This is a genomic window from Candidatus Moraniibacteriota bacterium (assembly GCA_028688415.1).
Classification (GTDB): Bacteria; Patescibacteriota; Minisyncoccia; order Moranbacterales; family UBA1568; genus UBA1568.
On record JAQTYF010000001.1, the window covers coordinates 387,699 to 414,103 of the forward strand.

Genomic DNA, 26,405 nt, shown 5'->3' on the forward strand with positions numbered 1-26,405 from the left:
GATTTCATGATTGATTTATTCTTTCTCTTTCATCGTGAAAAAATGCACGAGATCCTCGAAAGCTATTTCCTGCACATCACTCTCAGTACGTTTTTTTACTTCAGCTTTTCCTGATTCAATGGAACGTTTGCCGATGACAACTCGATACGGAATACCGAGGAGATCGCTCTCAGCAAACTTCTCCCCTGCTCGCATATCGCGATCATCATAGAGGACTTCGATACCTGCCTTGGTCAGTGTTTCATAGACTTCATTTGTCTTCTCATCGGTTCCGAGCGAAAGGAGATGGACACGAAATGGCGCGACAGACTCTGGCCACACGAGACCATTTTCATCAGAGAGTACCTCTGCTATCGTTCCCATCACTCGGGCGGGTCCGATACCGTAACAACCCATAATTACTGGCTGAGAATTTCCCGCCTCATCTTTGAAGGTAAATCCAAGTGGCACTGAATATTTCGTCCCCAAAGTAAAAATATTCCCTACTTCAATAGATTTTTTCTCTACCAAATTTTCTCTCTTCAAACCAAGCTCTGTCAGCACTTCATCTTCCAATACTTCTTTGTTCAGAGCTTGACCACTTGCTTCATCAATGTAAATCAAATCTTCACCCGCATCACTCACTGTCTGAAATTCTTCAGAATATTTACTAAATGCACCTCCTGATGCAAAAACGGGGTAAGTTGTTTCTCCCAAACCGACGCGTTCGAAAAATTTGATATAGGCACCACGCACAGACGCATAAACTTTTTCATGCTCTTCTTGATTTCGAGAAAAGGAATAGAGATCCTTCATGATAAATTCTCGCGTCCGCATAATTCCTGATTTTGCACGCGTTTCATTGCGAAACTTTGTCTGAAACTGATACGCGAGTACTGGTAAATCACGGTAGGATGAAACTTGTTGTTGCATCAAACGCGTAATCGGTTCCTCATGAGACCAACCAAGTCCTACATCTGTCCCGTTTTTCAATTTTGTCTTGAACCACACATCGACTTTTTCATCATCCCAACGATCAGTCTTTTCCCACAAAGATTTATCCTGCAAAGCAGTAAGCGAAAGTTCCTGACCGCTCACCGCATTCATTTCCTCCCGAATAACCTGTATCACTTTGTTGAGTGTTCGTAGCCCAAGAGGCAAAAAAGAATAGACTCCTGCCATTTCTTTGTGGATGAAACCAGCACGAATGAGGAGTTGCGCATTCTTACTCACCTCATCTTTTGGTGCTTCTTTCTTTGTTCGCGTGAACAGTTGTGTCTGTCGCATAAAATAAACTTTTATTACAATTGTATGCTGATTGTTTTTTCTTCTCCATTATGGAGAACACGGAGGAGAATCGTATCACCAATAGAATAATGACTCAAAGCTACAGACAAGGGGTTATGAGGAGAGATGTTTGTACCATCGATTGAAAGAATAATATCACCAAATTGAAGTCCAGCTCGCATCGCACTCGAGTTGGACAAAAGAGCTAGTCCTGTTTTTCCTGAAGGAGAGTAGACGAGCGCTCCCTCAGTCCGATCGAGATGCATTGTCAGTGCAAGAGTTTTCGTAATGGAGAGATAGTATACTCCAAATACTGGGCGCTTTGTCAGTGTCTGTGCGATAGCACGATTCAATGCATCGCGGACGATATTAGCAGGAATGAGAAACGTATGAAGAGTATTATCGATAGTCAATGATCCTACTAGTCCGATCATCTCACCATTGAAACCAACTGCTGGACCACCGACAAAACTTCCCAGATTTTGCACATCCATTTCAAATACTCCTTCCAATTTTTCAGAAGAAGAGACTGTTTTTCCTGAAAGATTGAATGTGTGGTTGATATTTCCGAGAATACCGACAGCGAGGCGACTCTGATATTCTGTTTCTGCACTGCCGATAACAACCACTTTTTTTCCGACACGAACATCATCTGAATTCGCGAGAGCAATCGATGACGAGTTTTTCATATCACTTAGACGGAGAAAGACAATATTGGTGAATGTATCATAACCAAAGAAATCAGCTGTACGATCTGTGCCATCGGGAAATAATATTCTGTAACGAGAGGTTACTGAAAATGGTTGCTCGCTATACAGTGCGATCAAACCGTCATTCGTCAACAAGACACCTGTTCTATTGAAAGAGATCTCATTCTTTTCACTCTTTGTATCTTCTGAAAATATAAAAACTTTGACTACCGCCGTTGACGGTTGTGAAATAATTTTTTCCACCGAATCATCTTCACGGACGACTATCTGTTCGGTTTTATTGATTACTGTCACACGATCGGTTATTTTTTTGAATATGCTAAGAGTATTCAAAAAAGGGACGGATGCAAGACGAGGAGTATACGCATTGATGAAAAGCGATCCTATACCACCCAAAAGTACGATACCTATCACAGAAAGCAAAAAAAGAAAAAACTTTTTCATAGATTTCAAAGGGAGGATAAGAAGTTAATATGCCTTTATTTTAGGCCCAATGCTCTTATTTTTATCACATTCCGAGACATTTGGCAACTCTTTACTCATCACACATCTTCTCTTGTCACTCTTATACCAAGATATGCCATGGTGTGCTCCATAAAAGTATACCTATTAAGAAGAAAAGTGTGATTGTCCGTATCACAATCTTACGCAAAGAAACAGATTCTCGAAAGAAATCAAAACAAATATCCCAAAGTAAAAAGAAAAAACAGAGTGCCAATATACCGGATGTCAAGTATCCAAAAGGCCAAAAACTCATCACCCAAGCAAGTTCACACATAAAGAACCCAAGAAGCAAACTGTAAATAATCACTTTTTTCTTTTTGATTTCCAGATATTTGATACTCGAAAATGCATTGTAACTGGTCAGTGCTGTTCCTAAGAAATAAAGCATCATCAATCCCCAAAGAGGGAATGAAAAATTCAGATAAAAACCAAATATACCCGTGTAGTAAAAGAAAAGAGCTGCAATAGTTGCTGTGTCAAGAAATGCCTGGGCAGTCTTATCTTTCGGAGCATGATGCAGACGATACAATCCGAGTAATGCAAAGTAATACATAATAGCACTCAGAGTGACAAATATCTTTCGTTGCAGAGGAGAATCTATCAAGGAAAGAAGTATCGGTACAGCAAAAGAAAGCAATCCAAGTAAAAAAACATCCGAGATACGCTTGGTAATTCGGCGACATGCCAAAAAAGAAACAAACAGAAGAGGAAGAATGGAGACAATATACCAGTTCCAGGTTGGAGTAAAAGGATTTATTGCTACGAGTACCAGTCCAAGAGAAAAAAGTATTGTCCAAAAAAGAATCGTAAAGTGAAAAATCATAAAAAAATCGCGTCACTCGTCAAATATGATGGTCGTATCATATTGATGAAAAATTATCTCTCTCTACTATAGCATACTCTGATAAAGAAGAAAGAGGCTTCTACAAGCCTCTTTCTTTCTGTTCTTTCTTTATTACTCTTTGTCTTATTTTCTCTCTTCCAGCACGAGAATGAGTTCGCTTTCTTTCCCTTTGTGCCATACCTGAAGTGTCACTTGTTCCCCTACATTATATTGACTGAGTACATTTGTCAGTGTGTGCTTCTCGTCAATTTTCGTTCCATTGATCTCCAGAATAATATCATTCTCTATCAATCCTGCTTTATCTGCAGGTGAGCCAGGAACAACCGCAAAGTCCATCATCGTTTGTCCACGAAGAATCAGCGCTCCATAATTATATGGCAAATCATTTTCTTTCTGAAGAGCATCATTCAAAATGACATATCGCACGCCAATATACGGCACAGAATATTTCCCTGTCGTACTCACTTGTTCGATAATACGTTTGACAGAATTGATCGGTAGCGCAAACCCGACGTTTTCGGCTCCCATAGCTACTGCGACATTGATACCGATCACTCGTCCATCGATATCAAAGAGTGGTCCTCCTGAATTACCTGGATTGATAGCAGCATCTGTCTGAATGATATCTGTGAGACGTTCTTCACTTCTTCCTCGTTCAGATCCTGCGGAAACATTTCTCTGCAAACCAGAGATGATGCCACTCGTTACCGAACCTGAGAATTCACCTAAAGCATTACCGATAGCAATCACTGTCTGTCCTACCTGAATCGTACCAGAATCCCCAAGTGTCAAAGCTGGGAAATTATCTCCTTCAATTTTCAGTATAGCAATATCATTATTTGGATCACGAACCAATACCGTTGCGGAATGTTCCGTCTCTCCCATCATCACTGTATAGAGAGCATCTTTGTCGGAGACCACATGCTTATTGGTTACGATAAGTCCATCGCTCGATACGAAAAAACCTGACCCGCTTCCGATTTTTTGCTTCTTCTGCAATTCTGAACTCTCGCTGTTTTTCTCTTCCTGTGGAGTATCAAAAGGGGTAAAAAAAGGAAATCCCTGAAAGAAGTTATTCCGAGGATCACGTAATTTGGAAACATCTTTACTCACAACAATACTCACCACCCCTGCAGAATTCTTCTCTACCATACGAGGAATGAGGCTATTCTGCTCTTTCATCACATCGTCACTTGGAGTGAGTTTTTCACGAGTATTTTCATCAATGATTACTGTTTTTTGTTTATGATACAAATCCAGAATTATCGGCGACATACCCCCTCCGATAAAACCAAACAACAGGGCAAAAAAAAGCAACATTCCTTTTTGATACCATTGTATTTTCCGTGGAGAGAGAATTTCTTCTTTTTGTATTATTTCCATAACACTTTTTTATAAACAAATTAGAAGAAGAATGCGGTGTTATTATCAGCATTCTCATACATTTTCTTTTCAAAATCACGGATCGATTCATCGGTAAACTCTGCACGAGCCGTCTCTTTATCCCATACATATTCTGGTGATAACACGAAAATCGACATCATGCGCATTTTTTCAGAAAGAAAATCAGAAAATGTTTTTTTCTGTATAAAAACTTGTTTGAGATGATAGAGATTTTGTTCGTTTTCAGTCTTTATTTCCTCTATCAAAACAATATGAAATCCCAGTGGACTTTCCACTACATCTCCTGGTATGCCTACTTTCTGTGAGTTCATCACCGTTCGTAATGCAGGCAAAATATCGTCCGATGTAAACCAGCCAATATCACCACCGTTTTCCTGTCCTGCACCATCTGAATACTGTTTCACTACCTCTTCGAAGGTATTTCCCAAACGAATACTTTTTTGTGCATTCAAAATCTTTTCTTGGGCTTTTGATGTATCATCACGAAATACTTCTTCGAGACTTTTTTCCAATTTCTCCTGATACAAACTCGGCATCACCACTTTCTCTTCGAAATCAGCAATAGTCCATCCATAAAGACGTTCCAATTCATTTTTCACTCCAACCTCACTGTTATATTCAGAGAGTTTTCGAGAGACACTTTGCGATGCTTCATCATGACTGACTCGTATATCTTTTTCTTTCGCCAGCACTTCGATAGCCCGATCTTCGATCATTTTATTCAATACTTCTTTTTCGCGTATCTTGAAACGTTTCTGTCCGTCTGGTGTAGAAAAATCGACACGCACACCTATTTCTGAAAAATTTTGTACTTCATAAAAACGTTTCACAGAAACCATATTCCGAGCCAATGCACGAGAGGTAATAACAGGATCATATCCGATAACAACAATCGGGTATGGTAATACACTTTTTAATGCAGTGGTCGATTGCACCGATCCAAACGAGGTGTACACGGCAATCAGGCTGAGTAAAAAGATACTTAATACAACAACTGCTATTGTATACAGTACGGTACTCAATCGTATTTTTCTCGAAAAATTATGTGTTGTATTTGACATAGTGTATAAAATTTCAGAAAAAAAGATTCCACCATTTTTTATAATTCGGCGTATTATCTTCTCTCTCTACTCTTTCTTCTGGTTTATTCTCCTGTCGTTCTGATCCTGATCGAGGGTTGATAATAACAACGTTTTCTTTTTCTTTTTTTAATCCAAGTTTTTTCTTCGCTTCCTGTTCTCGAAAATCATTAGAAGAAAAATATTGTATTTTCTCGGCAAGAGTTTCATTTTCGTGACGAATCTTCCCTGCTTCAACCTCGAGAATAGCAACTTCTTTCTCTATACGTTCGCTTCGTTTGAGTTGTCTCGAAGAAAGAACGAGCACCCATACGATCAGGAGAGAAATAATTATCACCGTACCCGTGAACCACCATTTTTTTTGTGCCATACCCCTCTTCTTTTTTAATACAGAAAAAACGGAGCCACAAGAAACCCAATCATTGATATCACCACAAAAATTGATATAACGACCCACATTTTGTAGATACGTCTATGCCATTTTTTAAAACTCATATTTTTTCATTCATTATAAAGATATACTAACAAAAACAGATGACAAAAACAAGTTTTCCTTTTGCACGAAAGAAGCAAGACACTGTCTACTTACTCGTCCCCTTTCTTCATATCTTTGATCAGTGCACGAACATCGTTCAAATTGACCGCTGGGCGATTTCCCAATGATTGAAATTTTTTGGAACCCATATATTCGATTTGAGCAAGCGAGAGGGGTGCTTCAGAAGAAACATATGACTTCAAATCTGTGTTTCTTCTTTGTGGGATAGCAGGAGCTGGACGAGTGATTGGTTGATCAGCATTTTTCTTTGCGATAGTATTCCGTTCTTTAGCGACTGAGCGCTGATAATCACGCAGACATTCGCGACAGAAAGTCGGCCTTTTTCCATCAGGAATAAACGGAACGGTAATATCAGTACCACAAGTCACACACTGTGTCGGATACAATTTCTTCTCCGTTGGAAGTGTCTCTGTTACAGAAGATATCTCTTTTTCTGGCATTGATACCGACGATTTTTCTTCAGTTATTCTTGTCTGCGTCATCGTATCGCGCAGAGATTCAAGAGAGACATCAATAATTCTTTTGGGTGCCAATGCTGGTTCAAATACTGATTGCTTCTCGAGAGAAGTGACTTCTTTTTGTGTCGTTGTTTTCTTCGCACTGATCAGAGGACGAGGTGATTGAACCGAGGTATTGATATCAGAAGGTTGCTCATGGATACCTCTTCTGTCAGGAACAGTTCTTCGCTCAATTTGATCATTCGCTACAATCGGCGGTGTTTTCGACACATTTTTTTTCTGAAGAATATGCGCCGTATTCCTCTGTTCATCAGCGATAGCTTGTCGTTCTTCGGCAGTCAGCATTCCGCTCCAACGACGAATTTTTTCTTCTACGTCTTCGCGACTCGATGAATACCGTTCCCTAGAATTTTGGATGATTTTTATTTCATTTCCGGCATCTTCGAGCTTGATCGGCGGTAGCGTTGTCGCACTAAACGCGTCTCCAGCAATACCATCGATCATCAATTTCAGATAAATCTGAAATTTTGGAAGATTGATAATATCATTCATCATAAAAACTGGCTCGAATTCTTTCTCAAGGAACTCGGCATCCATCGCTCCGACACGGAACGAAACAATCGATCCAGCATTTCCAAAAATAGCATCACGCACCGTCTCTTCTATTTGTGTCACATACTGGTTTGCCAAAACGAGGTTGAGATGATATTTACGAGCCTCTGAAAGAATATTAGCAAACGATTCTGTAGCAAAATTCTGGAACTCATCAACATACAGATAAAAATCCTTACGATCTTCCTCAGGAATATCGACACGCCCCATTGCAGCGAGCTGAATTTTCGTAATCATCATTGCGCCAAGAAGCGCTCCATTGTCTTCACCGATGCGTCCTTTGGAAAGGTTGATAATGAGAATCTTCCGCTGATCCATTACTTCACGAATATTGAAAGAGGAAACAGTTTGTCCGACGATATTTCTGATAAGAGAACTTGAGAGGAACTGACCCACTTTGTTCTGAATTGGAGAAATCACTTCTTGAAGAACGCGATCATTCCACTGTGAAAATTCATCTACCCAAAAACTCCGAACGACAGGATCGGTGATTTTTTCTACTACTTTCGCTCGATAAGATTTGTCGACAAGAATACGTGTCACACCAAGAAGGGTACTTCCCGGGTACTCGAGCAGTGCCAAAATAGCATTACGCAAAATATATTCGAGTCGTGGTCCCCAAGAATCTGCCCAGATTTTTTTGAATACACCGACGAGACCCGATGCCACAAGATGACGGTATTCTGGATCGACTTTTTCCATCACGTTGAAAGCGATTGGGAAGTCCTGATCAGATGGATTGAGATAGATGACATCATTGATACGATTGGAAGGAATAGCCTTGATAAGTTTTTCCGCCGTATCACCATGAGGGTCGATAAACGCAATCCCGTGTCCTTTCTGAATATCCTGAATAGCAAGGTTTTCGAGCAGGTTGGTCTTTCCCATACCCGTTTTTCCGATAACATACATGTGACGACGACGATCATCTGTTTTGATACCAAAAATTCTTTCCTGATTTCGGAAATTTGTTTTTGCAAAAAAAGTGATGTCATTCTGATCGTGAGTAGCCATAGTTTACTATTCTTGAATAGGCAAATTAGTTGGAGCACCTCCACGCTTGGAGGAAACACGAGTCAGTGCTGGTGAAGTAATAGACATATCTGGGATATGAAAGACCGTTGCCAACTCTTCACTGCTCAATAAAAAGCGAGTTGGTTGAGGATCGGTATCTCTCGTCGTGTATCGACGAAATAAACGTCGTTGACGATACCTGAGTCGTTCATCTTTGAAAATATATGCGGAATACGTTTTCGTATCATCATTCGGTTTGAAACCATTCAAGTTTTGGTCGTTGAACTGTTTGATCGCTCCGATAAAAGCAGAGACACCAGTCGATTTGTCAAACACACTCCTTCTTGCCACATAGACATGACGCATACGAGTACGAAACATTTGTTTTCCTATATTCGATTCCAAAGCTTTCAATCTTTCTTTTTCACCAGGGGTGAGACGAAATTCGACAGGAGATTCGTCTTTTGATACCTTCCCCTCGCTCGATGAGAATGAGAGTTCCTGTCCCATAATCCCCTTACCGAGATTCATCACAATATCCTTGAGATTGAGAATGAGTATTCCGAAAATACCACTTTTTTCTTCTACTTTTTTTCCGAGAAATGCATCGATAGTTCCCTGTAATTCTTTGGCAATTTTCGGAGAAAGAGGTGTGACAATGAATTGTAACCAGAGATGTTGTCCGGGACCGATTTTCGCCATTGATTCCACGAGACCTGCGAGAGGATCGATCATTTTCCCTGTCACTGTTTCTTCGAAGTATTTATACGTCTTGATTGGATAGAGATCCTCTCCTGCCAAGAGAAAATCCGTCCCCCACAGATCCCATTCATTATTCGGTACGGTACCCGGGACATTGTAGATATAATCCTCCACTTCGAGAATCTCGACACCCGGATACTGGGCATAGAAATGTGCTTCGACAAGATTACGGAAATTTTTCGGTGAACGTACGTAGAAATGTACTTGCCCCTCAGTGCTCACTATCTCAAGTGAGAAAGACGTCGGGAATTGTCCTTTGATCCATTGTTCTGCTGTATTTGGAGATGTCTCTACGCCTGCCAATCCTGCATAAATAGATTCCATCAAAAGCGGACTCTTTTCAGAATCACGTGGTGGAATGATTTCCAATAATACTTTTTCGATGCCTGAAGCATATTGACCCTCGACATGCTGAACCCAAAAAACTTTGAAAAGCCAAAAAAGCAGTGGCGGAAAAACAAGAAACCACACGTCCAATAACAGAGAAAAAGATCCAGCAAGTACTTCGAATGAATGTGCAAACTGTGAGAAAAGAGTGTTCATTTTTTTGAGGTTCGTTGACCCCGTTAGATATGGAACAAAAAGAATTCTTTATTTTTCGCGACGATAACACAACGCACAAGGAGTTGTTTATTATTACTTTACTATTCTACCATGTTCTTGAAGAAGAGAAAAGTCTGAGGAAGATTGTAGTTTATTTCTTGATGCTGTAAAGATTTTTTCCAGCACGATGAAAATACGTATTCAAATTGATAACCACTGTTGATTTTTTGACTTGACGTATTTTGAATATCTGTGTCAACACCTCTTCGCGAGAAAGTGGTTTAGAAGCATTGCGGAGTATTTCTTCGAGTACCTCTTTGACCGTACCTTTTTTGTATCCCCATTCAGAGAGTGCGTATGTCCCTCGTCCAATCAACACAAAGCGATCATCTTTGATCAGTTCGTTATGCACTGTCTGAGGATGACTCTGATTCTTTTTGTTACTACGAAGTCCGTAACTGTCGATCAGTGAAGCTATTTCTCTGAAATGCAATGATTTACCTGTCATTTTCAATACGAGATAGGCTTTTTCTCGTGTACCACGAGGTTTGATATCACTCCATTCTGACAATCCCCATTTACCGAAAACATTCTGTTCTATTTCTTTTGCTACAGCAAGAAAACTCATGAGTTCTTGTTTGCTCACTGCATTACCTCCTTCATTGAAACGATCATAAAGAGTATCGACATCCAAGACCTGCTCCGATGTTTCCAAAATACGTTTTGCCTTGTCTTTGACGAGTTTCCATTGAGGAAAGACGAAGTCGTTTGTCACATAGACAGACTTTCGTTCACTGGTAGCTTTTTCTTTTTTGATTGAAGAGAGACACTCAATAAAAATGAGAAGAGCTCCTTGTTCTTTTTTATTCGAAGGAGCAAGTATATGAAGCAATGTCTCTGTCTGTATAATGCCTTTCTTCTCTTCCAAAACAGCAAAAATGCGATTCTTGACCTGTATAAACAAAGGGTTTTCCTGTTCTTGAGAGAGAAATCCGAGAGCACTAATAACAATCTGACGTACACGTTCTCGTGTTATTCTGTGCAATCGTCCTATCTCCTCCAATGTCTGTTGCTCTCCATCGAGAGACAATCCAAAACGTGCAGAAACAATAGTACGCGAACGAGCAGGCAACATTGACAACAACTGCTCTAAAAGAGAAGAAAAAACAACAAAATCTTCTTTTTTCAAAGATTTCGAAGATGCCGTTTTCTGCACTTTCTTCTTCATTGATACCATACAAGTATATTTTCACTTTATAATCAGCAGATAAACAAAGAATTTGATTTCTCGATATCGTTCGAGAAAATGTACTCTCCTCTTGAAATAGCCCCTCAGACGAATGAAATACATATTAACGCATATTCTTAGTTTTTGTCAACCCCTCTACAAGACCAGCTCTCTCTGGGTATTTTTTCTCTCATTTTTTCTTTATTTCATACTTTCAAAAAAAATAATTTCAGAAATGTGAAACGAGCGTCTTTTCAATATGTTGCATCTATTTCGATAATCGTCTATAATTATGGTGTTGATAAAAAATAAAAAACGACGAAAAAATTCCTCGTCGGAAAATAAAAATATGACTTCCAATACCGCTACTCAAATCGATCCTGAATCACGCAACAATGAGGAGCAGGCTATGAAAATTCAGGCCTTGCGTGATATGGTTTTGAGCGCTGAAAAAACTATTCAGGGCGCCAAGGCAATGCTCCTCCAATTGGAAGGGAAGAAAAAGACTGGTCGCCCAAAGAAAGCAGATCTTGATACAGCAGAAGGAACGGTCGTAGAAGGAACATTCGATGGACAGATTATGATCGGCACAGATGGAAGACAATATCCTGTTCCTGCAAACTATGCTTCCAAGTCAAAACTCGTCGAAGGTGATATGCTCAAACTGACTATTACCAATAGTGGCGCATTTCTCTATAAACAAGTCGGACCTATCAATCGCAATCATGCTATCGCTGTCGTTACTCAAGATGAGAATGGTAATTATTACGTACTAGCGAACGGCAAACCCTATCGTGTCTTACTCGCTTCTATTACCTATTTCAAAACTGCTCCTGGAGATGAAGTGGCTATTGTCACACCTCAAGATCCTGGTGCCACATGGGCAGCTATAGAAAATGTGATTCAAAAAGGAGCTCGGGAAGATTGGCAGATTGCCCTCACCAAAGCTACCGAAGAAAACGAAACTATCAACAACTGGAAGAAAGATCTGAAAGACAAGACGCCTGAGGACACCTCATTTCTCAAGCAAAACAATGAACCAGCCGTAACAAACACTCAGACGCTCGATGATTGGGTACGGGATATGGAAGAAATCGAAAAAGAAATCAAACAAGCTCAATAGAGATACTCTCCCTCGACTATTAAGAACATTATAATGCTACGAGACATCCTGAATGATCCGATTCGATTGAGGCGAATTATTAAACAATTTATCAAATTTGTCATTGTTGGCGGTATCAATACCGGTATCGATTTTTTGGTTTTGAATATTCTCATGCACTTCACCGGCATTGCATCTGGTCCAGAATTATTTTTGCTCAATAGCATTTCTTTCTCCGTTGCTGTTTTTAATAGTTATTTCATGAATAAGCATTGGACATTCCAAGACAAAACAAAAACAGAACAAGAACCTATCAAATTCTCAGCCTTTTTTATTATCAGTGTCATTGGTCTCTTTCTCAACGGTCTGATACTGACGAGCGTCACTACTTTTATCCCTCCTTTCTTCGGTCTCAGCGCTGTACTCTGGACCAACATTGCCAAACTCTTTGCAACAGGTTTCTCTATGCTCTGGAACTTTGTCGGCTACAAACTCTTTGTGTTCAAAAAATAGTACATGGCTTTTTTGTTTGTAGCTTATTAGCTTGCGAAAAATAAACAGAAAGAAGCTCCTCAATGGGCTTTTTTCTTTTCTAAAAATCTAAAAAAGTGTACAATAACATTATTGTAATCGGAGTGCTTTAAGAAGCTACAAGCTAATAAGCTAATAAGCTAAAACAATGTCTACATCCACTACTCTTTATCGCAAATACCGTCCTCAGACATTCGCAGATGTCGTCGGACAAAAACATATTGTCACGACGCTTACCAACGCTCTTCAATTCGCACGCGTCGGCCAATCCTATCTCTTCACCGGACCACGTGGTACAGGAAAAACAACACTCGCTCGACTGTTCGCCAAAGCTGTCAATTGTTCTCAAAGGAACGGTACCGCCGAACCATGCAATAAATGCGAACATTGTCTCCTCTTTTCTGAAGGTCGCTCACTCGATGTCATTGAGATTGATGCGGCTTCGCATAATAGCGTCGATAATATTCGAGAATTAAGAGAAACTGTTGCCCTCCCTCCAACACTCGGTTCGCACAAAATCTACATCATCGACGAAGTCCATATGCTTTCGACGAGCGCTTTCAATGCTCTCCTCAAAACTATTGAGGAGCCACCAGTACATGTCATATTCATCCTCGCTACCACTGCCCTTCACAAGATTCCTGACACTATCATCTCTCGTTGTCAACGGTTTGATCTTTCTCGTTTTCCAGTCAAGAGCATTGTCGAAAAATTGGAAAGAATCGCGAAAGAAGAAAAATTGAATATTGATCGAGGAGCACTTGAAATGATCGCTCTCACTGCCGAAGGAGGGATGCGTGATGCAGAATCACTCCTCATGCAAATCCTTTCTCTTGAGGCGTCTCCGATTACCGAAGAAAAGGTGATGGAAGTGCTCGGAACAACTAAAAAAGAAAACATCGTCACGCTCCTGCGTCTCATTGCCACAAACGAACTCTACCCAAGCCTCAATTTTGTAAGCAAGCTCTCCATTGATGGCGCAGACCTCTCTGTCTTCTGCGGTGTCTTTCTCCACTACTTGAGGGATCTCCTGCTCGTCTCTGCTGATTCTGTCAATGGAATCCAAGAACTCGATACATTCACCGATGAACAAAAAGAAAGTCTCGTTTCTCTCGCACAGAGTTTCTCTCCGATACAGGTAGTAAGTATGCTCGAATACGTACAAATTGCACAAATTGCTAGCAAAACATCGGTCATTCCAGAATTACCACTACAGATTGCTGTCGTAAAAATCCTCTCAGAGAAAACACCTCTTTCAGAACAAACACCTCAAATAACCTCCTCGGAGACAAAACAGCCGACAACACAATCAAAAGAAACTACAGCTATTCCTGCCGTTACATCAACACCAATCTCAAGTGATTCTTCTGTACTCACAGAACAAAAACACACGACAATACCAGCAAGAGAAGAAGTGTCGGAACAGAATAATGAGGTACTCACAAAAAAAGAAAATACCTTTCCTCAAATCACTCTCGAAACCGTTCAGAAAAATTGGCACGAAGTGCTCACTACAGCCAAAAAGCTCAATGCCTCTCTCACACTCGCTCTCACAACCGCTCGTCCTATCGAAACAACTGGCAATATCATAACCATTGCTGTCAAATATCCTTTTCACAAAGAACGGCTCGATGAAGCTGGAAATCAATTGACACTTGCTACCGCCTTTGATACGATACTGAAGTCAAAAACACGGATAAAAATCATGTTGGAAACAAGTACTATCACACCAACAGAGAATCACACAGCTACACAAGAACAAGTATCGACAATCGACAATCCTCTCATCAATCAGGCAATGGAAATGCTTGGAGGAAAACTCGTGGGAACAGAGAACAGTTGACAATAAGCAAGTAACACAAAACATGAAACAAGTAACAGCTAGCAATTAACAGAAAAGACTCGATCCGTGAATTTTTGTTTTTTGTTACATGTTAGCTGTTAATTGATATTGGGGAGTAGCCAAGTGGTAAGGCAGGGGCCTTTGAAGCCTCCATTCGTAGGTTCGATCCCTACCTCCCCAGCATTAAATAAAACTTAAAGAGGTATCCGTCGTCTGGATACCTCTTTAAGTTTTATTTGTTGTAGGAGGAATGGAGCGAACAGTAAAAGGGAAAAGGGTCGGAAAAACGGGAGTTTTTCCGTTGCGGAGAGCAGGACTTTAGTCCGCTGAGAACCGAGGGGTTCTTAGAGCGCACAAAGTGCGCTGTTCGATCCCTACCTCCCCCTCTTATAAAATCCCTGCTCGCAACGATATAGAGCGCATCCGCTTCCCTGCCTCCCCAGCCATCGTCGCTCGCGAGCAACGTGGTCAGCATAAAAAAATCCGCGCCTGAAATAAATTAGGTGCGGATTTTATATTCTACGATATTGTGATCAGATCTTCTTGTGTACTATTTTTCTTGTACGCCTTGTGCCTGAACTCTTCGTAGAGCATCGATGCGATTTTCTGAGGCAACATCTCACGTTCTACTATTTCATCCAAGAAATGTTCTTCTGCCTTAAAGAATCCTCTCCTTCCTACCTTTTCATTTTCCCAACGAAGCTCTTCTTTCATTTTTTCTCCTGATTGAAGCATCTTTTCATGAGCATCTTGTTCGAATTGCACATACAGCGCAATAACCTTTTTTACGATAATATCATCACCAAACACTCCGCAATAATGTTCCGTCAGTGTATGGAGACGATGAAGGACTTTGGATGCAATGATTTTCTGAGCACGATAATAATGATATTCGTTGATTGTTTTCTTCCGGTCGTTCATCGGTATCAAAAAATCTCGAAAGAAAGATACTGTTCGTTCGAACCAATCTGGCGAAAAAACTTCATTAATATCTTGTATTTGATGTTCTTCTCTCTCGACACGAGCCATCTGCATTTCGATTTTGTTGAGCACTTTCTTGTATACTGGTTCAGAGATTTCACGGTACATGAAAAGCTTCAGGAGAAAACGCTTCTCGGTACCGAGAGCATACATACTCAGTGCTGATTCGAGAGAATAACCATTTTTACGAAAATCATCACGTAGTACTAATAAAGAAGTTTCATATTCTGCGCTATATTCAGCATTGAGTTTCGTATATACTTCTTCATCGACAAATTCCTTTGTTCGATAATCTTTCAATTTTTCAAGCGTCTGAGCATAGACGAGAGCTCGACTCTCGTGGTATTCAACCATCTCGAGTGGGGTCAATTGATCGAGTTTCATTTTTTTGATCATACTTCCAATGCTGGTCGCTTTTACTAGAAGTGTAAAATAAACACAACCAATAGTCAGAGCTGAAATAAACTCTTTGATTGAGAAAGAGTATTCCCATCCAGCAAGCGTCAGATCATTAGGGATAAGAAGTACCATCGTCACTGCAAGTGCGCCTCGGAGACTTCCCCATGAGAGCAAGTGTTGCCAAGAAAGAGGAATATGTTCTTCTTTTTTTGTTCTATTCAAGAAACCAATGACAGGGTAAATAGAGAGAGCTCTCCCGATCATAACCACGAGTACCGTCACCATGATAGGCCACACAAATTGAGAAAAATGTATAGGAAGTCCAGCAAAGAGCAATCCCATCAATATGAAAACAAGAGAATTCGCAATGAAAGCAAAGTATCCCCAGAATTTTTCCATATATTCTTCGACTCGTGGAGAGATTTTACATCTTCCATAATTCCCGATAACCATTGATGCCATTACTGTCGCAATAACAGAGGAAAGATAAATATGCTGCCCTCCAATAATGAGATGACGAGAGAGGAGTTCTGAGAGTATAAAAGTGAGATGCGCCATAAGCATCGTCAGTGTAATCTCGATATTTTCGTTATCGTGTACTTTTTGTATCAGTTTGGCAAAGACAAATCCCATCAAAAGTCCAAATCCGATACCACCAACAACCATCGTCGAAAACATAAATATACCCTGTGCGACAGATTCTATCCCATGGAATCCTTTCAAAGCGATATCAATGACGATAAGGAACAATGCAATAGCGGTACCATCATTGAAAAGACTCTCCCCTTCAAAAATAAGAGAGAGTCGTTTTGGTGCTCCAAATTGCTTGAAAAGAGCGAGTACAGCAACTGGATCGGTCGCTGAAATCAGTGCTCCAAAAATAAGTGTCACAAAAAATGGCACCGGGAAATGAATCCACTGGAGTGCAAAAAACAGTACAAACGCAATAAAAAATGTCGAGAGGAGGAGACTGACTATTGAGAGAAGTGAAATCGATCGAACATTGTCCGTCAGATCTCGGAACTTCATATTGTACGCCGATTCAAATATGAGTATTGGGAGAAAAACAAAAAAAAGAAGCTCCGGGGTAAGCTGAAAACTCTGAATGAAATGAAAGAGTGGTATATGAGAAATCGGGATCAAGAGTGTCCCAACAAGTACAAGCAGAAGCGTGTAAGGAATATGCAAACGCTCTGCAAAAAAATAGGTACCGACCGAAATAAAAATAAGTACAAAAAGAGCGAGAATTATTTCGATCGCCATACGTTTTTCTTTAAAAGATTGATTTCAAAAACACCATGTTATTCTATGCCTTCTTCCCATAACTGTCAAAAGAAAGGCTATCAAAGGATAAGCATACTGTCTCCGAAAGAATAGAAAGTAAACTCATTTGCTATAGCTATCTGATACAATTCGACAATACTTTTTTTTGCTTTTTTATCTTGCAAAAATGCATCTACAAGAAGCATGAGTGATGTTTTTGGAAGATGGAAATTGGTCACGAGAATATCCACTACACGAAACTCGTACGGTGGATAAATAAATATTTCTGTTTTTCCATTCTGTGGCAAAATTCTCTGATCACACATCGAGGATTCAAGGGTACGAAGAGCTGTTGTTCCGACAGCAATAATATTCTTCTTCTCATCCATTGCAGCATCAATATGTTGCGCTGTTTCGAGAGAAATATTTATAAATTCTGTGTGAAGTTTTTTGGTTATGAAGTTTTCATCTGCAAGCGGTGCGAATGTCCCAAGTCCCACATTCAGTGTCAAAAAATCAGTTTCAATATTTTTCTCTTCCAGAGACTGAAATACTTCATCGGTAAAATGAAGCGATGCTGTCGGCGCGGCAACCGATGCTCCATCTCTAGCAAACACCGTTTGGTATCGTTTTCGCAATACATCTTCTGATATATTTGCTCCCTCAAGATAGTGTGGGAGTGGTGTTTCGCCGTATGTCTCGAGTAATATTTGAAGAGAAATATTTTCTTGACTCACAAGTCTCACAAAAAAGAGATTCTCTTTCTGATCAATCACTTCCAAAAAATCTCCATTCGTGAAAAAGAGTTTTTGACCCTTCTCCGTCTTACGATCGACGAGTACCGGAATACATTTTTCATCTTCTATCTCATTGGCAAGGACGAATACTTCTATCTTTCCGCCAGTTTCTTTCTTGAGCCAGAGTCGTGCAGGCAATACCGTCGTATTATTGAGCATCACAAGAGACTGTCTTGGGAGATACTTCGCTATATGACGAAAGGTATCAAAAGTAATCGCATCCGTCTTCGTATCATAAACAAACAATCGTGCACTATCACGTGGCTCAATACCTTGCTTCCTGATCAAATAATCAGGAAGCGTGTAATCATATTTCTTGAGATCAATCATTTTCATAAAAAATTTTCGAAAGAAAAAAGGTTCAATGCAGTACACTAAACCTTTCTCGATCATTATTCACTTCTCGTTCAGAGAGGTGCATCACTCTTTTTTCGATTTTCGACTATTTGTAGAGATTGGCGTATCTGGGATTCTAGTCTTGCGACCGTGAATTCAAAATACTGATAAACTTCTCGTCGCGCTTCTTTGAAGCAATTTTCGAAACGTGCATCCACCAGTGGTGCATGGGGTCGCAAGCCCTTCTCGAGAAGATCGATATAGTATTCATCCAATTCATACAGTAAACTGTGACGAATAATATCAATACTCGCTATTTTCTGTTGTAATTGTTCGATATAAAGGGAAGCAACAGATTCATATTCCGCTGATTCGCGGAGCAACTTGATTGTTTTTGTATGGTATTCAGGAACGACAGTTTGCATGATACACTCCTCGAATGGTGAAAAAGTACTTTGTAAAAACTCTACCAGAAAAAAACTCTTCTGTCTATACAAACTCTTCTGTACAAATAACGATAAAATATTTTGTGGTATTATTTTTTCATTTTCATAACTCCATATATTTTTCAATCCTTAGATTTTTTCGAAGAGCATTCTGATTTCTCGACAACCTATCGGATGAGTATCAAAACTATATATCTGACTGAATTTCATCGTTGGCTTCTTTCGTGTGAGTATATCCCAATACGATCCGAAACCATCCATACGAACGAAAATAACGCCATTACTACTTTGCATAAAAAATTCTATACCACGCTGGAAATCTCCTATCGATTCTTTGTTAATTTTTCCTTCTGGAAAAAGGAAAATCGTTCTACCTCGTTTGAGAAAATCACGTGTTCTCATAAGACCGATGAGTTTTTCTTTTTTTGTCTCTCCGATATCATACCCACCAAGCACTTTCAAAAATGGCTTAAAATAGAACCGATTGTATTCTTTGTTATCAACAGGGAAATAGAGAGGCACGAGTTTCAAAAAAGATCGGAAAGGAATATGGCTCAAAACAACGAAGGGATCTGCCATTGATTGGTGATTCGAAACAACGAGCACTCCTCTGTTGAGTATATTGAGATTTTCTGGCAATGTCCTATTCGTACCGTACAAAATCCGTACTGGGTATGACATCACAATATGTAAGAATATTTGGACGAGCGAACGACCATATTCGATGAGTGTATATTTCTGAACCTGTTTCATAGTCATACTCTACAAAAAGTATTAAATACGTCCTTTTGATTTCAAAATTTGAAGAGCGACAAAAAGTTTGAGTTTCTGCCATGGATTTCTATTTCCGAAAGGAATATAGACTTTCTTCAGTGTTCGCAGATACGGATCAAAATGAAGAGAGTGCGGTACAGGGTATACTTTCTGATGAAAAAGTATCTTCAGAACCTCTGTTGAAACAAGATTGGCACAGAGGAGTGTCCCTGTCACGAGTGAAGGAGCCTTCTTTTCTTTCCAATCGACGCCTTCGGGTTTGAAATAACGTCGTTGAAGCAGTGTCGGCGTCAGACCAAGTCCAAAACGAAGCAATTGCATTTCTTTTGTTTGTTCATCACAAATATCGAAATACTCATCAAAACTCATTCCATGAGGATCAAAAACAAGCATAGAAGAGCCAAAACCAACTGGCCCTGCTGATACCGCAAAAACAGCCTGTTCCCGAGCAGATAAAAAAAGCATCCGACGAGTCTCAATAGCGAAAAAATCAAGGGCATCAACAACAACATCAACACCAGAGAGAAAAGAATCGATATTTTCAGTATGTATTCCTTGAGGGAAAGTCGTCACTTTTGCATACGGATTGATAGAATGAATCATTTTTTCCACCGCTTCTACTTTCGGTGTACCAACGGTATCCATTGTTGCCGATTGCTGTCTATTGATATTCACCACTTCATACGTATCAAGATCAGCAATATGAAATTTTCCAAATCCGAGACGTGCGAAAGTACTGGCATAAAGAGCTCCTACACCCCCGAGTCCAGGTATCGCTATCGTCATATTTCTCAATTGCGCCTGTTGTTCCGGTGTCAACAATCCATTATTTCTCGAAAATGCCTCTGCATAAAACTCATTTTCGTTCAACATAAGATTTTTACTTTTAATAAAAAATGGGTGTCCTACATACAAATAAATGCACTCAATCTGAATGTCTGGATTGGCTCATACTCGACTGTAGAGGTACTTTCTGAATCAGTTCTCCTCTTGCATACGATTCGAGAATAGAAGATATTTTCTCTTTTTTGAGATCTCTCACCTGAACATTGGTAATAATCAATGCGACATAACGAAGGAACCAACGACCACTCCACTCTTGCAACAGCACGTCGTATGGCATTTCCATATTTCCAATAGGAAGACGATTATCGAAAGAATCTGATCCAATACGAGAATCATAAATATAGAACACTTTCTTTACATCGCTGTATCCTCCAACAGCTATCCAGTGAAGCGTGTTTGCTCGAATCAAAAGCACGGGAGGCCTCTTCTTGAGAGCTATCTCCGTGCGAATCCATTCGAGACGTTCTTCATTTGTTATAGCGTCGAGTCGGATCTCGAGAGTCGTCATATTATGAGCTTTGAATAGCTCTTTCATATCACGGGGAAAAACAGGACGAAACAAATCAAACCACACCGGACCTCGAAGCAATTTATTCGAAGAAAGAGAGCGGACACCTACAGCTTTGGCAACCCATTCAGCTGTATACGATCCACAACGAATATGTGACCAATGGTCAATGAGAGGATTAGAGACAAGATCGACATATGCTTCTGCTGGTAACAGTTCTCTCGCTTCAGATTTCATAAAAATATATTCACCGTTTTATCAGTGTTTTATTTGCGATTTTTTCAAATACGTCACTATGTCACCGAGCGTTTCAATATTGATGAGGTCGATATAATTCGCTTCAAGATGGAAAGCTTCTTCAAATGCTGTGATGAGACTGAACATCGCAATCGAATCTTCTGCCAAGTCATCGATTCGCAAAGAAAAATCTAGATCTTTCAATGGTTTATTAAAAACACGCGAAACAATTGCGAGTACCCTTGATTCGGTTGTTTCGTCATTATTCTCCATACGGTTCTACATAAAGTATAGCACCAAATGGACATCCTGGAAAACTCAGTTTCTCTGGCCGTATCCTTCTTTCCTGACCATCTTGTATCAAAGAAAGAAGTTCTCCTCGATTATTTATGGTTGTTTCTATGGCATGGGGATGGAGAGCGAGTCCTGCTCCAATTGCCTTCAGGAAAGCTTCTTTGTAACACCATATCTGAAGAAATGGAATATGATAACGGATACAAGAATCATATTCCTTAGGAGTCAAGAATGATCGCGAAAATGCCTCTGTACACTCTCGATCGTGTTCTATATCCACTCCGACATACCCTGTTTCTTCTATAAGAGACAATCCAGCGATTGCTTTTCCTTTCGTATGACTGAGAGACAGAGAATATTCTGAGTGAAAAACAATATCATCATGATGAAGAATACGGAAATCTGGCCTCGTATGAGAATCACTGATAATTTCTATGTCGATTGGCGCAACCTCTCTATGCCACTGATTCCGAATCATCTGCGAGATGATGTGTTTGGCAGCTATCCGTCCAGCAAGCCAGTCAGGCTGTTTTTTTTCTGACAATTGCTCGTACTGACTCTGTTCTTTCGGAGACAGACTTTGTTTCATCAATACCGAAGATATTTCTTCTTCCCAAAAATAGAACATATTCTATATAAAAAATAAATAAAAATAAGCGGTATCACTACTCTTTCTTTCTTCTCCATCTTCAGTATATGATAAGAACGGAAATCAATGCAAAAGGACAGGAAATATGCTAATATAATGGGTAGATATTATGCGTTATCTTCTTCTCGTCATCATTTTTGTCCTTCGTGATTTCAGCAAAGCTCGCGCTATTTTTACTATGGTTGTTATCAGTCTCGCTATTGCTTCTACATCGGTACTCGCAACCAATAGCATCCTCGCTGGGTTTCAAGAGATGCTCAGTAAAGGAGTAAAGGGCTGGATAGGAGATATATTCATTATACCAACGGAAGAGAAGCCATCTATTGATCATGCTGAAGACATCATATCAGATATCAAGACACTTCAGTATGTAGAAGCAGTGAGTGTGCGTGCGTCAGCTGATGGAACATTTAAATACAAAGACAAAATCAGTGCACCTTTTTCACTTATTGGTGTTGATACGGGAGCAGAGGCCTACACTACCGGACTCCCCTCTACCGTCATCCAAGGCCAATTCCTCGATATTACAATGGATTCAGAAAGTATCATACTGGGTCTCAATTTTGCTGATAGCTTCATAGGAGGTCCGTATGATGGATCAAGTCTTTCTGTAGGAGAAAAGCTCCAGTTCATTCGTAACGACGGCAGTGTCAAAGAATATCGTATCAAAGGTATCATTGATGGAAAAAACTTCCTTGCTAATTTCTCTGCAATGCTCCAAAAAGATGAGGTGGAGAGAATATCTGTCGAACGTCGCAACAGTTCTATTGTTGTCAAAGTTTCAGAGGAAGAAAAGATAGAATCAGTCAAAAAAACGATTGCCGAAAGACATCCTGATGTTATCGTCCATAATTGGATCGAGGAATCAGGCTATGTCGAAGGCATTATGCAAACCGTATATTACATCACGTTTCTCATCTCATCTCTTCTGATTTTCTCAGTTTTCTTTATCATCGCCATCGTCATATTTATCAATATTTCTCAGAAAAAACGTCAAATCGGAATCATGAAATCAATGGGTGCTACCACTCGTTTTATTGTCTCCATTTACGTCTTGGAATCGGTCCTATACTTCGTCTTCTCCTATCTCCTTGGTATTCTCCTCTTTCTCGTTATTCATTCTTATTCTGTTTCACACTCAGTGCCACTTTTGATTGGTGACTTCCATACCGTACTTGATTGGCAGAAAAATATTCTTTATTTCTTCATTCTCCTCCTTTCGGCTTTCCTCGGCGGACTTATCCCTTCCTTTTTTGCTTCGAAACAAAAAATTATTGATACACTCCGTAGCACCTAAATCTATGCAAAAACCCATTATTCAATTCAAAGATGTCACCAAGATCTATTCTGGAGCAGGCGTATCTTCGACAATGGCCTTGAATGGTATCAACCTCGAGATTTATGAGAATGAATTCGTCGCAATCACAGGAAGTTCTGGATCAGGAAAAAGTACCATCCTCAATCTCATTGGCCTCCTCGATGATCCAACCTCTGGCGAGATACTTTTCAATGGAAAAAATGTTCATCAATTAAACGAGAAGGAGAAAAATACTTTCCGTCTCCAGTCTATTGGATTTATTTTCCAATTTTTCAATCTCATCGACAACTACACAGCTCTCGAAAATATCGTCTTTCAACTCGAACTCCAAGGAAAAAGCTACGAAAAAGCCAAAGCGGATGGTCTCGAAATACTCAAATATCTCCACCTCGAAAATCGTGCGCATCTTTACCCGAAAAATCTCTCTGGTGGCGAACAGCAACGAGTCGCTATTGGACGAGCTCTCGCCAAAGAATCCCCTTTCATTATTGCTGATGAACCAACCGCTCATCTCGACTCAAAGAATTCACAGGATGTTATGGATATACTGCACCATATACAGACCACATTCCATCGGACACTCATCCTCGTGACTCACGAACCTTTCCAAGCAGAACAAGCTGATCGACAAATCATTATTCGTGATGGAAAAGTAGCAGAAATAATTACAAAAAAAATCGCCTAATTCCTCTTGATGTTGTATACTGTAGGTATACTATTTCCTTACAATGAAACTTTCTCTCATTATTTTTAGTATCCTCTTTACTTGCCTTGTTCTCATTTTAGGAACATTTTTCTTGGTTCCAGATTTTTCATTCTTTGGATTACGAGGACAACCCACTGAAGACAAAAATATTGTCGCTATAGAACGTGGTGAGCTCACAAAAATAATTACTATCAACAATGCCAAACTCGTTGCTTTAGATGATTTCGAACTGTCATTTCCTTTTCCTGGTCGAGTAGAATCCATTTCTGTTCAAGAAGGACTCGTCGTATCTGCTCAAAGCACTCTCCTCGAACTCGACACGACAGAGCTCGAACTCGAACGACAAAAAGCTCTCGCTCTCGTACACCAAAGCACCACCAATCTTGCTCAAGCCAGGGCTGGAGTACGAAGTGGTGAGATTGCTGTTTTTTCCGACAAAGTGAAAGGTGCCAAAACCTCTCTTTCTGGGAGCAAAAAAAATCTCGTCGATGCACTACAAAATGCTTACGTCACCACTGATGACGCACTGCACAATCTCTCGGATCGGACACTGGTCGATCCTACGGGTGATGCTCCTCAAATCAATTTTATCCTCAGTGATACCGATCTCGAAAATGAAATAGAGACTGATCGCAAGTCTCTCGAAGGAGAACTCTCGGATTTCAAAAACGATGTAGATGGTCTGGATACATCAGACAATCTCACCAAAGCGCATACCTCTGCAGAAAAAAAAGTTGAAAATATCAGAAAATATCTCGATAATCTCGCATCTGGACTCAATAAAACAACTGCTTCAGGATCACTTACCGAAGAACTGCTCACCGACTGGCGATCAGCACTGACGCTCGCTCGTACCAATGTCAGTACTGCGAAAAGCAATCTCTCTGCCATGTTCAATGCCTATCAGAATGCAGGACAAAGTCTCACGCTGGTCAAAAGTGAACTTGATGTACAAGGATCAGGCAACGTCGTTTATGACATCGATATGAGTCGATTCCAGCTTGAAGAAGCAGAACGAATGCTCGATATTGCGAACGAAAAACTCCTCCAAGCAACTCTCGTTTCTCCACAGGATAACCTCATTGTGAAGAAAATCTATCCCAATACGGGTGAACGACTGAGTGCTCACCAACCAGCCGTCTATCTCGCTACTGGTGCGCTTCAGATACAGATTGATATTCCAGAAGAAGATATTGCTGGAGTCACTACTGGCAATATCGTACACCTAACACTTGGCGCTTTTCCAAACCATCCTCCTATCGAAGGGGTGATCGATACTATCGAGCCCAATGAACTCTCAAAAAATGAAAGTATCTATTATCGAGCTTTCGCTACACTCAAAAAACAAGAGCCTGAGTGGCGTACAGGTATGACAGGAGAAGTAGAGATTCGTGTTGGTGCTACCACCGCTCTCCAGGTCCCGAAAAGTGCTGTTTACAAAAAAAATGGAAAACAATACATCCAGAAAGTGTCTACCACAGGCACAGAAGAGCAGGAGGTGACTACGGGATTGTCAGGAGAAAATACCTTGGAAATCACTGGTGCCTCGATCAAACAAGGAGATACTGTGCTTCGTTATCCGAAACTTCCTTAACCATCTCTATGAATATCGTCTACTCCCGTGCACTCACAACGACTGACCGACAGATTGCATCACAAATCATCAAGCGACAATACGCTGAAAGCGGATATACTGTTTCCGAAGCAGACATCGATGACAAGATGGTACATTTTCTTGATCAAAAAACTGCACAAGTATATCTCGCTCAATACGAAAATACTCCTCTTGCCACTATTTCTCTTATCGGAGATTCATCCGCTGGTCTCCCTCTCGATGAGCTCTACAAAACAGAAATAGACTCTCTTCGTGCGCAAGGTTTCCGACTCGCAGAGGTCTCACAACTCGCTGTCGATACGAAGCACGCTCTCGAATTTCTTCCAGAAAAAATCCTCAAAAGAAATCTTCTTCTCTTCCCCTTCTTCCAAATCATTCTTCAATCTGCAATACAAAAAAAAATCGATGCTCTCTGCATCGCTATCAATCCCAAGCATGATTTCTTTTATACGACATTGGGCTTCGAAACAATCGGGGAGCTCAAATACTATACGTCATTCAACAATGCTCCAGCATTTGCCAAAATATTGAGGCTCGATACTCTGACAAAGAAAAAAGAAGAAACAAATTTCCTCTCTCGAATGATGTCTGATATTTCCCCGATCGATCCGCTCGTATTCACCGGTGAACAAAAACTGATTTTTCCTCTTGAAATATCTCAGAAATGAGATATTTTTTATTTTTTAGTGGACTACATCCTATTCAGTTGGAACTCTATCATAGCAGAATTACGGAGTTGGCGGGAACTCGGGATGACTCTTGAGCAAGGTTCAGGCAATA

Annotated in this window: 24 protein-coding genes and 1 tRNA gene; 8 read left to right on the plus strand and 17 right to left on the minus strand. The window is 40.2% G+C overall.

Annotation, left to right across the window (positions count from 1 at the left end):
• Positions 1-15: 15 nt before the first annotated feature.
• The 9 genes from PHH40_01835 to PHH40_01875 all read right to left on the minus strand — a co-directional run bounded on the left by PHH40_01835 (position 16) and on the right by PHH40_01875 (position 10,989).
• A complete protein-coding gene (locus tag PHH40_01835; protein ID MDD2766490.1) occupies positions 16-1,266 on the minus strand; it encodes a His/Gly/Thr/Pro-type tRNA ligase C-terminal domain-containing protein in 1,251 nt (416 codons plus the stop codon).
• Positions 1,267-1,280: 14 nt separating this feature from the next.
• Complete coding sequence (locus PHH40_01840; protein ID MDD2766491.1) at positions 1,281-2,420, minus strand: S1C family serine protease; 1,140 nt, start codon at positions 2,418-2,420, stop codon at positions 1,281-1,283.
• Positions 2,421-2,541: 121 nt separating this feature from the next.
• Positions 2,542-3,303, minus strand: coding sequence for a hypothetical protein (locus tag PHH40_01845; protein ID MDD2766492.1), 762 nt, complete (start codon positions 3,301-3,303; stop codon positions 2,542-2,544).
• A gap of 144 nt (positions 3,304-3,447) precedes the next feature.
• A complete protein-coding gene (locus PHH40_01850) occupies positions 3,448-4,707 on the minus strand; it encodes a trypsin-like peptidase domain-containing protein (protein MDD2766493.1) in 1,260 nt (419 codons plus the stop codon).
• Positions 4,708-4,727: 20 nt separating this feature from the next.
• A complete protein-coding gene (locus PHH40_01855) occupies positions 4,728-5,789 on the minus strand; it encodes a peptidylprolyl isomerase (GenBank protein MDD2766494.1) in 1,062 nt (353 codons plus the stop codon).
• Positions 5,790-5,802: 13 nt separating this feature from the next.
• Positions 5,803-6,177 (minus strand): septum formation initiator family protein, encoded by a 375-nt coding sequence (locus tag PHH40_01860; GenBank protein MDD2766495.1) that lies wholly within the window; start codon positions 6,175-6,177, stop codon positions 5,803-5,805.
• A 215-nt stretch (positions 6,178-6,392) separates the two neighbouring features.
• A complete protein-coding gene (locus PHH40_01865) occupies positions 6,393-8,447 on the minus strand; it encodes a type IV secretion system DNA-binding domain-containing protein (GenBank protein MDD2766496.1) in 2,055 nt (684 codons plus the stop codon).
• 6 nt (positions 8,448-8,453) lie between these two features.
• Positions 8,454-9,752, minus strand: a complete 1,299-nt coding sequence (locus tag PHH40_01870; GenBank protein MDD2766497.1) for a hypothetical protein — start codon at positions 9,750-9,752, stop codon at positions 8,454-8,456.
• 151 nt (positions 9,753-9,903) lie between these two features.
• Positions 9,904-10,989: an HTH domain-containing protein gene (locus PHH40_01875; GenBank protein MDD2766498.1), complete on the minus strand. Its 1,086-nt coding sequence runs from the start codon at positions 10,987-10,989 to the stop codon at positions 9,904-9,906.
• Positions 10,990-11,329: 340 nt separating this feature from the next.
• Here PHH40_01875 and PHH40_01880 point away from each other — a divergent pair, with 340 nt between their 5' ends.
• The 4 genes from PHH40_01880 (at position 11,330) to PHH40_01895 (ending at position 14,637) form a co-directional block, all read left to right on the plus strand.
• Positions 11,330-12,103 carry a hypothetical protein gene (locus PHH40_01880; protein MDD2766499.1) on the plus strand — a complete coding sequence of 258 codons (774 nt, stop codon included), beginning with the start codon at positions 11,330-11,332 and terminating at the stop codon, positions 12,101-12,103.
• 33 nt (positions 12,104-12,136) lie between these two features.
• The gene (locus tag PHH40_01885; protein MDD2766500.1) at positions 12,137-12,595 is read left to right on the plus strand and encodes a GtrA family protein; all 459 of its coding nucleotides are present in this window, start codon (positions 12,137-12,139) and stop codon (positions 12,593-12,595) included.
• A 166-nt stretch (positions 12,596-12,761) separates the two neighbouring features.
• Entirely contained in the window at positions 12,762-14,456 is a 1,695-nt protein-coding gene (gene dnaX, locus PHH40_01890; GenBank protein MDD2766501.1) for a DNA polymerase III subunit gamma/tau, read from the plus strand.
• Between the two features lie 109 nt (positions 14,457-14,565).
• Positions 14,566-14,637 (plus strand) — tRNA-Gln (locus PHH40_01895).
• Positions 14,638-14,975: 338 nt separating this feature from the next.
• On the opposite strand, the gene PHH40_01900 is transcribed toward PHH40_01895, so the two are convergent.
• The 8 genes from PHH40_01900 to PHH40_01935 all read right to left on the minus strand — a co-directional run bounded on the left by PHH40_01900 (position 14,976) and on the right by PHH40_01935 (position 21,965).
• A complete protein-coding gene (locus PHH40_01900) occupies positions 14,976-17,099 on the minus strand; it encodes a sodium:proton antiporter (protein ID MDD2766502.1) in 2,124 nt (707 codons plus the stop codon).
• An 80-nt stretch (positions 17,100-17,179) separates the two neighbouring features.
• Positions 17,180-18,232, minus strand: coding sequence for a tRNA preQ1(34) S-adenosylmethionine ribosyltransferase-isomerase QueA (gene queA / locus PHH40_01905; protein ID MDD2766503.1), 1,053 nt, complete (start codon positions 18,230-18,232; stop codon positions 17,180-17,182).
• A 71-nt stretch (positions 18,233-18,303) separates the two neighbouring features.
• Complete coding sequence (locus PHH40_01910) at positions 18,304-18,657, minus strand: hypothetical protein (protein ID MDD2766504.1); 354 nt, start codon at positions 18,655-18,657, stop codon at positions 18,304-18,306.
• Positions 18,658-18,807: 150 nt separating this feature from the next.
• Positions 18,808-19,437: a lysophospholipid acyltransferase family protein gene (locus PHH40_01915; GenBank protein ID MDD2766505.1), complete on the minus strand. Its 630-nt coding sequence runs from the start codon at positions 19,435-19,437 to the stop codon at positions 18,808-18,810.
• A gap of 15 nt (positions 19,438-19,452) precedes the next feature.
• Positions 19,453-20,325, minus strand: coding sequence for a ThiF family adenylyltransferase (locus tag PHH40_01920; protein MDD2766506.1), 873 nt, complete (start codon positions 20,323-20,325; stop codon positions 19,453-19,455).
• A gap of 52 nt (positions 20,326-20,377) precedes the next feature.
• Positions 20,378-21,043, minus strand: coding sequence for a hypothetical protein (locus tag PHH40_01925; protein MDD2766507.1), 666 nt, complete (start codon positions 21,041-21,043; stop codon positions 20,378-20,380).
• Between the two features lie 21 nt (positions 21,044-21,064).
• Entirely contained in the window at positions 21,065-21,316 is a 252-nt protein-coding gene (locus PHH40_01930; GenBank protein MDD2766508.1) for a phosphopantetheine-binding protein, read from the minus strand.
• Entirely contained in the window at positions 21,306-21,965 is a 660-nt protein-coding gene (locus PHH40_01935) for a 4'-phosphopantetheinyl transferase superfamily protein (GenBank protein ID MDD2766509.1), read from the minus strand. Before PHH40_01935 ends, PHH40_01930 begins: the two co-directional genes overlap by 11 nt.
• 130 nt (positions 21,966-22,095) lie before the next feature.
• On the opposite strand from PHH40_01935, the gene PHH40_01940 reads away from it, so the two are divergent.
• Genes PHH40_01940 through PHH40_01955 form a run of 4 tightly spaced genes read left to right on the plus strand, consistent with a single transcriptional unit; the run spans position 22,096 to position 26,293 of the window.
• Complete coding sequence (locus PHH40_01940; protein MDD2766510.1) at positions 22,096-23,283, plus strand: ABC transporter permease; 1,188 nt, start codon at positions 22,096-22,098, stop codon at positions 23,281-23,283.
• Positions 23,284-23,287: 4 nt separating this feature from the next.
• Entirely contained in the window at positions 23,288-23,989 is a 702-nt protein-coding gene (locus tag PHH40_01945) for an ABC transporter ATP-binding protein (protein ID MDD2766511.1), read from the plus strand.
• 43 nt (positions 23,990-24,032) lie between these two features.
• Positions 24,033-25,604 (plus strand): HlyD family efflux transporter periplasmic adaptor subunit, encoded by a 1,572-nt coding sequence (locus tag PHH40_01950; GenBank protein ID MDD2766512.1) that lies wholly within the window; start codon positions 24,033-24,035, stop codon positions 25,602-25,604.
• Positions 25,605-25,612: 8 nt separating this feature from the next.
• A complete protein-coding gene (locus PHH40_01955; protein ID MDD2766513.1) occupies positions 25,613-26,293 on the plus strand; it encodes a hypothetical protein in 681 nt (226 codons plus the stop codon).
• The last annotated feature ends 112 nt before the right edge of the window (positions 26,294-26,405 follow it).

Excerpts from the sequence above, each read along its gene's own strand:
- PHH40_01835 (MDD2766490.1), bottom strand. The coding sequence starts at position 1,266 with ATGCGACAGACACAACTGTTCACGCGAACAAAGAAAGAAGCACCAAAA.
- PHH40_01840 (MDD2766491.1), bottom strand. The coding sequence starts at position 2,420 with ATGAAAAAGTTTTTTCTTTTTTTGCTTTCTGTGATAGGTATCGTACTT.
- PHH40_01845 (MDD2766492.1), bottom strand. The coding sequence starts at position 3,303 with ATGATTTTTCACTTTACGATTCTTTTTTGGACAATACTTTTTTCTCTT.
- PHH40_01850 (MDD2766493.1), bottom strand. The coding sequence starts at position 4,707 with ATGGAAATAATACAAAAAGAAGAAATTCTCTCTCCACGGAAAATACAA.
- PHH40_01855 (MDD2766494.1), bottom strand. The coding sequence starts at position 5,789 with ATGTCAAATACAACACATAATTTTTCGAGAAAAATACGATTGAGTACC.
- PHH40_01860 (MDD2766495.1), bottom strand. The coding sequence starts at position 6,177 with ATGGCACAAAAAAAATGGTGGTTCACGGGTACGGTGATAATTATTTCT.
- PHH40_01865 (MDD2766496.1), bottom strand. The coding sequence starts at position 8,447 with ATGGCTACTCACGATCAGAATGACATCACTTTTTTTGCAAAAACAAAT.
- PHH40_01870 (MDD2766497.1), bottom strand. The coding sequence starts at position 9,752 with ATGAACACTCTTTTCTCACAGTTTGCACATTCATTCGAAGTACTTGCT.
- PHH40_01875 (MDD2766498.1), bottom strand. The coding sequence starts at position 10,989 with ATGGTATCAATGAAGAAGAAAGTGCAGAAAACGGCATCTTCGAAATCT.
- PHH40_01880 (MDD2766499.1), top strand. The coding sequence starts at position 11,330 with ATGACTTCCAATACCGCTACTCAAATCGATCCTGAATCACGCAACAAT.
- PHH40_01885 (MDD2766500.1), top strand. The coding sequence starts at position 12,137 with ATGCTACGAGACATCCTGAATGATCCGATTCGATTGAGGCGAATTATT.
- dnaX (MDD2766501.1), top strand. The coding sequence starts at position 12,762 with ATGTCTACATCCACTACTCTTTATCGCAAATACCGTCCTCAGACATTC.
- PHH40_01900 (MDD2766502.1), bottom strand. The coding sequence starts at position 17,099 with ATGGCGATCGAAATAATTCTCGCTCTTTTTGTACTTATTTTTATTTCG.
- queA (MDD2766503.1), bottom strand. The coding sequence starts at position 18,232 with ATGAAAATGATTGATCTCAAGAAATATGATTACACGCTTCCTGATTAT.
- PHH40_01910 (MDD2766504.1), bottom strand. The coding sequence starts at position 18,657 with ATGCAAACTGTCGTTCCTGAATACCATACAAAAACAATCAAGTTGCTC.
- PHH40_01915 (MDD2766505.1), bottom strand. The coding sequence starts at position 19,437 with ATGACTATGAAACAGGTTCAGAAATATACACTCATCGAATATGGTCGT.
- PHH40_01920 (MDD2766506.1), bottom strand. The coding sequence starts at position 20,325 with ATGTTGAACGAAAATGAGTTTTATGCAGAGGCATTTTCGAGAAATAAT.
- PHH40_01925 (MDD2766507.1), bottom strand. The coding sequence starts at position 21,043 with ATGAAATCTGAAGCGAGAGAACTGTTACCAGCAGAAGCATATGTCGAT.
- PHH40_01930 (MDD2766508.1), bottom strand. The coding sequence starts at position 21,316 with ATGGAGAATAATGACGAAACAACCGAATCAAGGGTACTCGCAATTGTT.
- PHH40_01935 (MDD2766509.1), bottom strand. The coding sequence starts at position 21,965 with ATGTTCTATTTTTGGGAAGAAGAAATATCTTCGGTATTGATGAAACAA.
- PHH40_01940 (MDD2766510.1), top strand. The coding sequence starts at position 22,096 with ATGCGTTATCTTCTTCTCGTCATCATTTTTGTCCTTCGTGATTTCAGC.
- PHH40_01945 (MDD2766511.1), top strand. The coding sequence starts at position 23,288 with ATGCAAAAACCCATTATTCAATTCAAAGATGTCACCAAGATCTATTCT.
- PHH40_01950 (MDD2766512.1), top strand. The coding sequence starts at position 24,033 with ATGAAACTTTCTCTCATTATTTTTAGTATCCTCTTTACTTGCCTTGTT.
- PHH40_01955 (MDD2766513.1), top strand. The coding sequence starts at position 25,613 with ATGAATATCGTCTACTCCCGTGCACTCACAACGACTGACCGACAGATT.